Source organism: Pseudoalteromonas sp. SR41-8 (genome assembly GCF_014163915.1).
In the GTDB taxonomy this organism is placed as follows: domain Bacteria; phylum Pseudomonadota; class Gammaproteobacteria; order Enterobacterales; family Alteromonadaceae; genus Pseudoalteromonas; species Pseudoalteromonas rhizosphaerae.
Genome location: NZ_JACJEE010000004.1, coordinates 185,167 through 195,522, shown reverse-complemented (window position 1 = coordinate 195,522; position 10,356 = coordinate 185,167). Strand labels below are relative to the sequence as shown.

9 protein-coding genes are annotated in these 10,356 nt (G+C 42.2%); 4 read left to right on the top strand and 5 right to left on the bottom strand.

Translation table 11 applies throughout. From position 1 onward, the window contains the following. Window positions 1-290: 290 nt before the first annotated feature. Complete coding sequence (gene metK / locus H5162_RS04900) at window positions 291-1,442, bottom strand: methionine adenosyltransferase (RefSeq protein ID WP_149981353.1); 1,152 nt, start codon at window positions 1,440-1,442, stop codon at window positions 291-293. Between the two features lie 274 nt (window positions 1,443-1,716). Here metK and tkt point away from each other — a divergent pair, with 274 nt between their 5' ends. The 4 genes from tkt (at window position 1,717) to H5162_RS04880 (ending at window position 6,129) form a co-directional block, all read left to right on the top strand. Then, window positions 1,717-3,708 carry a transketolase gene (tkt, locus tag H5162_RS04895; RefSeq protein ID WP_182777833.1) on the top strand — a complete coding sequence of 664 codons (1,992 nt, stop codon included), beginning with the start codon at window positions 1,717-1,719 and terminating at the stop codon, window positions 3,706-3,708. A 193-nt stretch (window positions 3,709-3,901) separates the two neighbouring features. Then, the gene (locus tag H5162_RS04890) at window positions 3,902-4,213 is read left to right on the top strand and encodes a pyrimidine/purine nucleoside phosphorylase (RefSeq protein ID WP_145235187.1); all 312 of its coding nucleotides are present in this window, start codon (window positions 3,902-3,904) and stop codon (window positions 4,211-4,213) included. A gap of 181 nt (window positions 4,214-4,394) precedes the next feature. Beyond that, on the top strand, window positions 4,395-4,751 hold the full coding sequence (hpf, locus tag H5162_RS04885) for a ribosome hibernation-promoting factor, HPF/YfiA family (RefSeq protein WP_145235189.1): 357 nt from the start codon (window positions 4,395-4,397) through the stop codon (window positions 4,749-4,751). 205 nt (window positions 4,752-4,956) lie between these two features. Then, complete coding sequence (locus tag H5162_RS04880) at window positions 4,957-6,129, top strand: NRAMP family divalent metal transporter (protein ID WP_145235524.1); 1,173 nt, start codon at window positions 4,957-4,959, stop codon at window positions 6,127-6,129. Between the two features lie 154 nt (window positions 6,130-6,283). Here H5162_RS04880 and yacG read toward each other — a convergent pair whose 3' ends face one another. The 4 genes from yacG to H5162_RS04860 form a co-directional block, all read right to left on the bottom strand. Then, window positions 6,284-6,514, bottom strand: a complete 231-nt coding sequence (gene yacG / locus H5162_RS04875; protein WP_145235191.1) for a DNA gyrase inhibitor YacG — start codon at window positions 6,512-6,514, stop codon at window positions 6,284-6,286. 67 nt (window positions 6,515-6,581) lie between these two features. Next, window positions 6,582-8,261, bottom strand: coding sequence for a type IV-A pilus assembly ATPase PilB (gene pilB / locus H5162_RS04870; protein ID WP_145235193.1), 1,680 nt, complete (start codon window positions 8,259-8,261; stop codon window positions 6,582-6,584). Window positions 8,262-8,400: 139 nt separating this feature from the next. Beyond that, complete coding sequence (coaE, locus tag H5162_RS04865) at window positions 8,401-9,033, bottom strand: dephospho-CoA kinase (RefSeq protein ID WP_182777831.1); 633 nt, start codon at window positions 9,031-9,033, stop codon at window positions 8,401-8,403. 1 nt (window position 9,034) lies between these two features. Then, window positions 9,035-9,934 carry an A24 family peptidase gene (locus H5162_RS04860; protein ID WP_310736416.1) on the bottom strand — a complete coding sequence of 300 codons (900 nt, stop codon included), beginning with the start codon at window positions 9,932-9,934 and terminating at the stop codon, window positions 9,035-9,037. Window positions 9,935-10,356: the final 422 nt, after the last annotated feature.

Sequence of the window (10,356 nt, the reverse complement as noted above, 5' to 3'; positions counted from 1 at the left end):
CTAAATAAAGCGCTAACTGCGTTATAATTTTTTCAAGTAGAACAACTACATGTCAAAATTTACGCCTTGTTATCACTGTATTTATCTGTCGCTATAAATGGTCAGTAACTTAACACGATTGGTATCACTTTCTAGAACCTAGCTTTAATTGCGCGGGGTAAACCCGCGCCTATGTCTGATAGCAGCGAGTTTACCTCGCGACAATAACCCAGGCATTTACAACAATATAATCAGCAGGCATAAAAAAAAGCGCCAATTGGCGCTTTTTTGTATTCACACAGTGGCTGATATTAAAGACCAGCTGCTGCGCGAAGTGCGTCTGCTTTATCTGTGCGTTCCCAAGGGAATTCATCACGACCAAAATGCCCGTAAGCTGCAGTTGGTAGATAAATTGGGCGCTCAAGATCAAGCATTTTAATTAAGCCATATGGACGTAAGTCAAAGTGTTCACGAATCAATTCAATTAAACGTGATTCTTCAAGCTTGCTGGTACCAAATGTTTCAACACTGATTGACGTTGGCTCTGCAACACCGATTGCGTAAGAAACTTGTAGCTCACATTTGTCAGCAAGGCCCGCAGCAACGATGTTTTTAGCAACGTAACGTGCAGCGTACGCAGCTGAACGGTCAACTTTTGATGGATCTTTACCAGAGAATGCACCGCCACCGTGACGAGCCATGCCGCCATAGGTATCAACGATAATTTTACGACCAGTAAGACCACAGTCACCCATTGGGCCACCGATTACAAAACGGCCAGTCGGGTTAATGAAAAACTTAGTTGCACTAGTGATAAGCTCAGCAGGCAGTACCGGCTTGATGATTGTTTCCATCACAGCTTCTACTAAATCTTTTTGTGAAATGTCTTCACTGTGTTGAGTAGAAAGTACTACTGCGTCAATACCTACTGGCTTGCCATTTTCATATGCAAAAGTAACTTGTGATTTTGCATCAGGACGTAACCAGTTAAGCTCGCCGCTTTTACGTACTTGCGCTTGACGCTGTACTAAACGGTGTGAGTAAGTGATTGGTGCAGGCATTAATACTTCAGTTTCGTTACATGCGTAACCAAACATTAGGCCTTGGTCACCAGCGCCTTGTTCTTCTGGGCTAGTACGGTCAACACCTTGGTTTATGTCAGGAGACTGCTTACCAATCGTGTTTAAAATTGCACACGAGTCGGCATCAAAACCCATATCAGAATGAGTGTAGCCAATTTCACGTACAGTTTTACGTGTGATTTCTTCGATATCAACCCATGCGCTAGTAGTGATTTCACCACCAACCATAACCATACCAGTCTTTACGTAAGTTTCACACGCAACACGGGCATGAGAATCTTGCTCTAAGATGGCATCTAGTACCGCGTCAGAGATTTGGTCCGCGATTTTATCCGGATGACCTTCAGAAACAGATTCAGAAGTAAATAAATGTTTTGCCATTGTCTTTGCTCACAAATATTGCGCTTCACAAACGTCGGTAAGAGCGCTAAAAAATTTAGGGGCGTATTTTATCTAAAACAACGATAGTTGCATAGTGTTTTTACGCCTAGACGTCTAAATAAAATTACTAATAACTTTTTGTTCTTAAAAAAAATTCATAATGCCCAATTTAATCAGGTTTTTAATTGCATACAGCCCCTACAATAAGTAAGAATGGATCTTCAAATGAATACACACAATAACCAGCGCAAATACAGTAAAGGTAGGAGAATCCATGCCGTCTCGCAAAGAACTTGCAAATGCTATTCGCGTCTTATCAATGGACGCAGTACAAAAGGCCAAATCAGGCCACCCTGGAGCCCCTATGGGCATGGCTGATATCGCAGAAGTACTATGGCGCGATTATCTAAACCACAATCCAACAAATCCAGAGTGGGTAGATAGAGATCGATTTATACTTTCCAATGGCCACGGTTCAATGCTTATTTATTCTCTATTGCATTTAAGTGGTTATGATTTACCAATTGAGGAAATTAAAAACTTCCGTCAAATGCATTCAAAAACACCTGGCCATCCAGAATATGGGTATGCGCCAGGTATTGAGACTACTACGGGCCCACTTGGTCAAGGGATCACTAACGCGGTAGGTATGGCGATTGCTGAAAAAGCATTAGCCGCGCAATTTAACCGCGAAGGTCATGATATTGTTGATCACCACACATATACTTTCTTAGGCGATGGTTGCTTAATGGAAGGTATTTCTCATGAAGCATGTTCACTTGCCGGCACATTAGGCCTAGGTAAGCTTGTTGCATTTTGGGATGACAACGGTATTTCAATTGATGGTGAAGTTGAAGGTTGGTTTAGCGACGATACACCTGCACGCTTTAAAGCCTACGGTTGGCATGTAGTAAGTGACGTTGATGGCCATGACTCAGACGCTATCCGCGCAGCCATCGAAGAAGCACGCAGCATCACCGACAAACCAACACTAATTTGTTGTAAAACAGTTATCGGTTATGGTTCACCAAATAAATCAGGTAGCCATGATTGTCACGGCGCACCACTAGGTGAAGACGAAATCAAAGCAGCACGCGAGTTCCTTGGTTGGACTGGTGAAGCATTTGAAATCCCAGCTGATATTTATGCACAATGGGATGGCAAAGAAAAGGGTAAACAACTTGAAGCTAACTGGGATGAAAAATTTGCCGCGTACTCCGCTGCACACCCAGAACTAGCCGCTGAATTTAAACGCCGTACTAGTAGTGAGTTGCCAGCAGATTGGGCTGAAAAATCACAAGCATATATTGAGCAACTAGACGCAAATCCAGCAAACCCAGCATCACGTAAGGCATCGCAAGACGCACTGAATGCATTTGGTCCATTACTGCCTGAATTTATGGGCGGCTCAGCTGATTTAGCCGGTTCTAACCTGACTATTTGGAAAGGCTCTAAAGGCTTAACACGCGATGATGCCAGCGGTAACTACATCTATTACGGTGTACGTGAGTTTGGGATGTCGGCGATTATGAATGGTATTGCATTGCATAAAGGCTTTATTCCTTACGGCGCAACTTTCCTAATGTTTATGGAATATGCACGTAATGCTGTTCGTATGGCTGCACTTATGAAAGTGCCAAGCATTTTTGTATACACCCACGATTCAATCGGTTTAGGTGAAGATGGTCCAACTCACCAACCAGTAGAGCAAATTGCTAGCATGCGTTTAACGCCAAACTTAGTTAACTGGCGCCCGTGTGACCAAGTTGAGTCTGCGATTGCATGGCAACAAGCGATTGAACGCCAAGATGGTCCAACATCACTTATCTTTACTCGCCAAGGCCTTGAGCAACAAACTCGCTCAGCGCAGCAATTAAGCGACGTGAAAAAAGGTGGTTATGTGCTGAGCTGTGACGGCGAGCCTGAGCTTATCTTAATCGCAACTGGTTCTGAGGTGCAATTAGCACAAGATTCAGCCGCTGAACTGCGTAAGCAAGGTAAAAAAGTACGTGTTGTCTCTATGCCATCGACCGATGTATTTGATGCACAAGACGCTGCTTATAAAGAAAGTGTACTACCAGCTGCAGTTTCACGCCGCGTAGCCGTAGAAGCAGGTATTGCTGACTACTGGTATAAATATGTAGGCCTAAACGGCGCTGTAGTAGGTATGACCACCTTTGGTGAGTCAGCACCAGCTAATGAGCTGTTTGAGCACTTTGGCTTCACGGTAGAAAACATCGTAAACAAAGCAAACGAATTGTTTTAACCTTTAAGTTTAAAATGTAAAAAGCCCGCACTGTGTTAAACGCAGTGCGGGCTTTTTTATACAGAGCTGTAAGCTTTAAGCCGTCAGCTATCAGATGCCCATGAGTATTTTTCACATCACTACACTTGCATGCTATGCGTCCTTAAGGCAATGTGGTCGCAGTTAAATTATAAATCAAAGAACAGGAGTGAGGATGTCTCAGTTTGATAATGTAAGTGTTGTTAAAACAGCGAACGTATATTTTGACGGTAAAGTATCAAGTCGTACCGTGGTTTTTGCTGATGGCAGCACTAAAACGTTAGGTTTTATGCAACCGGGTGAGTTTGAATTTGCTACGAGCAAAAAAGAATTGATGGAATTAAACGGCGGCCAGTGGGATGTATTACTCCCTGGTGAGACGAAATGGCAAACGATGTCAGCAGGGGAGTCTTTTAATGTTGATGCTAACGTTACCTTTCAAGTAAAAGTGACTGACTTTGCTGATTACTGTTGTTCGTATACTTAATATACAAATTAAGTGACACGCTGAAAGCCCGCCATGCGCGGGCTTTTGCATATTTAATGTGACTAAATTGATCTGCATCAGCTGTAATAACAAATAAATTTCATATTTATGCTTTTCTGCCTTGTGTTAATCTAAATAGCCCCCAATACTAGTTATGAGGTAACATAAAAAAGGATACCCTATGAAAATTAATCTTTCTGGTCACCATGTTGACGTTACTGACTCTATTAGAGAGCACATCAACGAAAAATTTTCAAAAATTGCGAGTCATTTTCCATCTCTGATCGCACTAGATATCATTCTTTCAAAAGAGCATCATAAGCTCCAAGCAGAAATCAGTACCATATACGAAGGCGCGCGTTTATCCGTTAAAGGTGAGAACGAAGTTCTTTATCCAGCTATTGCAAACGCGGCTAAAAAACTCGATGCAGCACTAAAGCATCGTAAAGGCCAAATTAAAGCCAATTTACATGAAAAACCGGTGAGCACTACACCTGAAATTGCTCATGAAATTATTCAAGAAATGGACCTACGTTAAATAATAAAGACGCTAGATCTTAGGCAACTAGGATCTAGCGATTTACATCTAAAGGACTAGTCCTCTAAACCTCCGCTTTACTCTTTATTTCTTAATTAAAACGCTGTAACTTGCTTATTATTAACCATAAGTAATAAGTACACAGATGCAGTCAGCAGTATCAATTTGGCAAACTCGTTTAAACGCACTAGGTCCCGGTATTTTAATGGCGACTGCTGCAATTGGAGGCTCACATTTAGTGGCATCAACGCAAGCAGGGGCTATTTTTGGCTGGCAGCTATTTTGGTTAATCCTCGTTGTTAACGTGCTTAAGTATCCGTTTTTCCGCTTTGGTATCGAGTACACGCTAGCCACAAAAAAAAGCTTAGTTGAAGGCTATCAAAGTAAAGGCCCATGGTTTTTTTATAGTTTTATTGGGTTAAATATTATTGCTGCGGTGGTCAATACCGCTGGTGTGCTGCTATTAACGGCCAGTTTATTACACTACGCTTTACCCATTGCTATTTCAGTGACTTTACTGTGTTGGTTGATCCTCGCCGTTTGCTTAGTCATTTTATTACTCGGGCACTTTAAAGCACTCGATAACGTCGCAAAGGCTATTATGGGGCTACTTACACTAGCAACAGTCATTGCCCTAGCTATTGCATTTAGTAACGGCCCAATGGCACCTGCTGATTACGTTGGCCCATCTCCCTATGAACTTGCTATGCTGGGTTTTATGGTGGCATTGATGGGTTGGATGCCTGCACCGATTGAAATCTCAGCATTAAGCTCATTGTGGCTTAAAGAAAAGCAAAGTCAGCAAAGCGTGACTAAGGCTCAGGGGTTGTTTGATTTTAATTTAGGTTATTGGTTAACCGCAGGGCTGGCATTAGTATTCTTTTCACTTGGTGTGCTAGTGCAATATGGGCAAAGCGCGAATATAGAGCTCGGCGGCGTGGCATTTGCTAAACAGCTTATTGATATGTATGCCCTCACCATAGGTGAATGGGCACGACCATTAGTTTCAATTATCGCGTTTTTGTGTATGTTTGGCACAACTTTAACCGTGCTTGATGGCTACGCCCGCACATTAAACGAATCACACAAGTTATTAGGTTTTAAACAAAGTAAGCACAGCTTAAATATCTGGTTGATAGTACAATCTTTGGCGGGGATGGCGGTGATCTTATTCTTTAAATCAGCCCTTGGCCCTATGCTTACTTTTGCTATGACGCTAGCATTTTTGACTACGCCGATTTTTGCATGGCTGAACTTCAGCTTAGTTCGCTCAGTGCCAAGTATTCAGCATTCCAAAGTAATACAAAGCTTGAGCTGGTTAGGGCTGATTTATTTAGTTGGCTTTGCGTTGGTGTTTTTGGTTTGGAAGCTTGGTTAACAGCAAAGTAGTTAATTCGAGTTTGCGCGGGGTAAACCCCCGCCTACGTATTGGTAGCAGCGAGTTTACCTCGCCACGGGCTGCGAGCTTCGAATACACCCTAGCAGCTAGTCACTACCTAAAACCTAGCTTCTATTTTTCAATTACTTCAGGCTTACTTGAAAAAATCATCGTCGTTTTTAGCAAGCATAGCTTCAATATCTTCAATCATATCTTGGCTTAAATCATCTGCAGAGGTAATAGGTGCAGAGATTTTATTGTTTTCAAACGACCATTCGCCTAAATCAATTAACTGACAGCGTTTTGAACAAAAAGGGCGGTGCGGACTTTTTTCTGACCATTCGACTTCGTTTTTACACGTTGGGCAGCTTACAACTGTTGGCATAACATCTTCTCATACATATTGTTTACGATTTATAACTCTAAAACCTAGAAAGCTAGGTTTTAGGATCTTAAAAACTAGTTACTCGGTTTATCTCGGCTAATGAAGTCATACCGGCGGCAGCTTTTCTGAGGCCTGATAAACGCAAGTTATTAAAGCCTGACTTTAACGATACTTCAGCAATTTCTAGTGAATTACCGCCACGCATAATGATTTGCGCTATTTCTGGAGTAATCTGCATTACTTCATAAATACCCACACGACCTTTGTAGCCATCAGTGCAACTATCGCAGCCTTTGGGTGCAAATAAAGTGAGTTCAGTTATTTGTTCAGGGCTAAAACCTTGGCGTTGTAACTCTTCGTCCGGCAAGCTTTCTGGTGCTTTACATTTAGGGCATAAACGTCGAGCTAAGCGCTGTGCGATAATTAAGCTAATCGAGCTGGCAACGTTATAAGCAGGTACACCCATATTAAGTAAACGGGTTAGGGTTTCAGGAGCAGAGTTAGTATGTAAGGTCGATAATACCAAGTGACCAGTTTGCGCCGCTTTGATAGAAATTTCAGCGGTCTCAAGATCACGGATCTCACCTACCATCACCACATCAGGATCTTGACGTAAGAACGCTTTTAGCGCATTAGCAAAGGTCATCTCTGCACGCGGGTTAATTTGTACTTGGTTGATACCTTCGAGGTTAATCTCAACCGGATCTTCTGCAGTGCTGATATTACGCTCTGGTTGGTTAAGAATATTCAAACCAGTGTATAGTGATACTGTTTTACCGGAGCCGGTAGGGCCGGTAACTAAAATCATGCCTTGCGGTTGTTGCAGCGCATCCATATAGAGCTTTTTCTGCTCAGGTTCGTAACCCAGTACATCAATGCCAAGCATGGCACTGGATGAATCAAGGATACGCATTACTATTTTTTCGCCCCACAAAGTCGGCAGCGTACTTACCCGGAAATCGATACTTTTACGTTCGGTGATTTTAAGTTTGATACGGCCATCTTGTGGTTTGCGTTTTTCGGCAATATCTAAGCGTGCCATTACTTTTATCCGCGCTGATAAACGCGTGGCTAAGCTGTTCGGCGGGCTGGCCATTTCATGTAAAATGCCATCGATACGAAAACGCACGCGGTATTTATGTTCGTAAGGTTCAAAGTGTAAATCCGAGGCGCCTTTTTTAATTGCATCCATCAAAATTTTATTGATGTATACGATAATCGGGGCATCGTCTTTTTCGTCTTCGCCGTTGTTTTGTATTTCGCGAGGACCTTCGGTATCTAAATCACTAAATTCTTTAAATTCTTCATCACTTAAATTTAAACTGCCCGACGCATCAAGCAGTTGATCTATTTTGGCTTCAAGCTGGCGATAATCAACAACGACCACCTCACAAGCAAGCCCTGTACTGAATTCAAAGTTTTCAAAAGCACCATAATCAGTAGGATCCGACGCGGCAATGTAGAGTTTACGGCCTTTTTTAACTAAAGGTAGAATATGATGATCTTTGATCAGTTTTTCTTTAACAAGCTCTTTTGGGATCAGCTCGACGTCAAACTCACGTATATCAAAATAAGGCACTCGGAATAAGTCGATACATTGCTCGGCAAGTTCATGACCATCAATACCGCTGCATTTTGCGATCAACTCTGCTGTTGAGCCATACTCACGCTGTTTGAGTTTGACTGTTTCTGCGTCAATACGGCCAAGCGTAATAAACTTTCTAAGTAATGGTGAATTAATATTCATTGCGCACCTTGGTTAGATCCTTTCATAGCCAGCAATTTATCAGAAAAAAGAATGGTATAACATCAGTCTTGTCGATTTAAGGTAATTTGACAACAAAAAGCTAAAAAGTTTTTGTTTATCACAACCGTTATCATCTTTATTAGTTAACTTTAGCCGTTAGTTGTAAGTAGTTTTGATGAAGTTGCATTATATCCTGCTCAACTAAATGCAATGGGCGGTTGTTATCAATCACATCGTCAGCTCGATGGCGTTTATCCTCGCGTGACATTTGTGCGGCTATAATACTGCGTGCTTGCTGCTCAGAGGTGTTATCGCGGGCGATAGTACGCTTGAGTTGTATTTCTACAGGAACGTCAATCACTAAAGTGCGATCACAATATTGCTCAAGACCATTTTCAAATAACAGTGGTGCGACGAGCACCACATATGCGCTGTTTGCAGAGTGTAAATCAGTAAGGGTTTTTTCTCGGATCAGTGGATGCAGCAAATTATTAAGCCAAGTTTTTTGCGCTGTATCAGCAAAAATAATCTCACGTAATTGCGCCCGGTTTAAACTGCCGTCGGGGTTTAGCACTTGGGCACCAAAATGCTCACTAATAGCAGCTAAACCAGGGCTATGCGGTTTGACTACGTGGCGTGCAATAATGTCAGCATCAACCACGGTAATAGCGAGTTTTTCAAACATGGCACTAACGGCGCTTTTTCCGCAACCAATACCGCCGGTTAAGCCCAGCACCCAATTTTTCATCGCTTTATGAGTGGATGCATTCATATTAATAACCTAACAAATTAAAATAAAATACTTGGATTTGTGTGCCCCATAACAAAGTAACCCAGCCGGCAATGGCTAAATAAGGCCCAAATGGAATTGGCGTGGCTTTATCTTTGCCTTGAATACTCAATAATGCGATACCAATAATAGCGCCCACTACACTCGATAATAAAACAATGGTGAGTAATGATTGCCAGCCAAGCAATGCGCCAAATACCGCTAGTAATTTAAAATCACCATAGCCCATGCCTTCTTTACCGGTGAGCAGTTTAAATAGCCAAAATACGCTCCAGAGGCTTAAGTAACCACATGCTGCACCAATAATGGCATCTGTTGGGGAGATAGTGATGCCCATTACCGCAGCAATTAATGCTAACCAGACTAAAGGTAAGGTGAGTTGGTCAGGCAGTAGCATATGATCAATGTCAATAAAGGTCAGGGCGACGAGCACCCAAGTAATTAAAATATACAGTAGTGCCTGCTCAGTCACGCCAAAGGTGTAGGCCACTATTAAGCTTAAAACCGCAGTAAGCATTTCAACAATTGGGTAACGTACTGAAATTGGGTTACTGCAACTGGCGCAGCGACCTTTTAACAATAACCAGCTAATAACAGGAATGTTTTGCCAAGGCTTAATTGCCGTTTTGCATTTTGGGCAGGTCGAGTTGGGCTTGATCAGATTAAACTCAGTTTCTGTATTATCAGCTTTTGTAGGTTTTAAATCGTCAGCCAGTAAAACACGGCATTCTGTTTGCCATTCACGCTGCATCATTATCGGCAACCGGTAAATAACTACATTCAAAAAACTGCCAATACACAGGCTCACTAAGCCAACAGTGAGTAAGTAAAACCATAATTGGTTTTGCATAACAGTGATTATATCAAGAAAAAAATTTTGCATTCGCTAAAACCTAAAATCTAAAAACTACTAAAAGCCCGCACTTACGTGTATGTAGCAGCGAGTTTATCTCGTGACTGTTTATACATTTACACAAACAAACTTATTTTACCACCGAGGGCACAAAGACGCTGCGCGCTACACAGAGAAACCAAAGTAAAAAATCACTTATTTCTTCTCTGTGAACTCGGTGGTGAATTAATCACTGACAGAACTTGAATCTATTGCGCGGGGTAACCCCGCGCCTACGGATTGGTAGCTGCGAGTTTACCTCGCGACTGTTTATACATTTACACAAACAAACCTATTTTACCACCGAGGGCACAAAGGCGCTGCGCGCTACACAGAGAAACCAAAGTAAAAAATCACTTATTTCTTCTCTGTGAACTCTGTGTTCTCGGTGGTGAATTAATCACTGACAGAAC

Excerpts from the sequence above, each read along its gene's own strand:
- H5162_RS04860 (WP_310736416.1), bottom strand. The coding sequence starts at position 9,934 with ATGCAAAATTTTTTTCTTGATATAATCACTGTTATGCAAAACCAATTA.
- hpf (WP_145235189.1), top strand. The coding sequence starts at position 4,395 with ATGAAAATTAATCTTTCTGGTCACCATGTTGACGTTACTGACTCTATT.
- tkt (WP_182777833.1), top strand. The coding sequence starts at position 1,717 with ATGCCGTCTCGCAAAGAACTTGCAAATGCTATTCGCGTCTTATCAATG.
- pilB (WP_145235193.1), bottom strand. The coding sequence starts at position 8,261 with ATGAATATTAATTCACCATTACTTAGAAAGTTTATTACGCTTGGCCGT.
- H5162_RS04890 (WP_145235187.1), top strand. The coding sequence starts at position 3,902 with ATGTCTCAGTTTGATAATGTAAGTGTTGTTAAAACAGCGAACGTATAT.
- H5162_RS04880 (WP_145235524.1), top strand. The coding sequence starts at position 4,957 with ATGGCGACTGCTGCAATTGGAGGCTCACATTTAGTGGCATCAACGCAA.
- coaE (WP_182777831.1), bottom strand. The coding sequence starts at position 9,033 with ATGAATGCATCCACTCATAAAGCGATGAAAAATTGGGTGCTGGGCTTA.
- yacG (WP_145235191.1), bottom strand. The coding sequence starts at position 6,514 with ATGCCAACAGTTGTAAGCTGCCCAACGTGTAAAAACGAAGTCGAATGG.
- metK (WP_149981353.1), bottom strand. The coding sequence starts at position 1,442 with ATGGCAAAACATTTATTTACTTCTGAATCTGTTTCTGAAGGTCATCCG.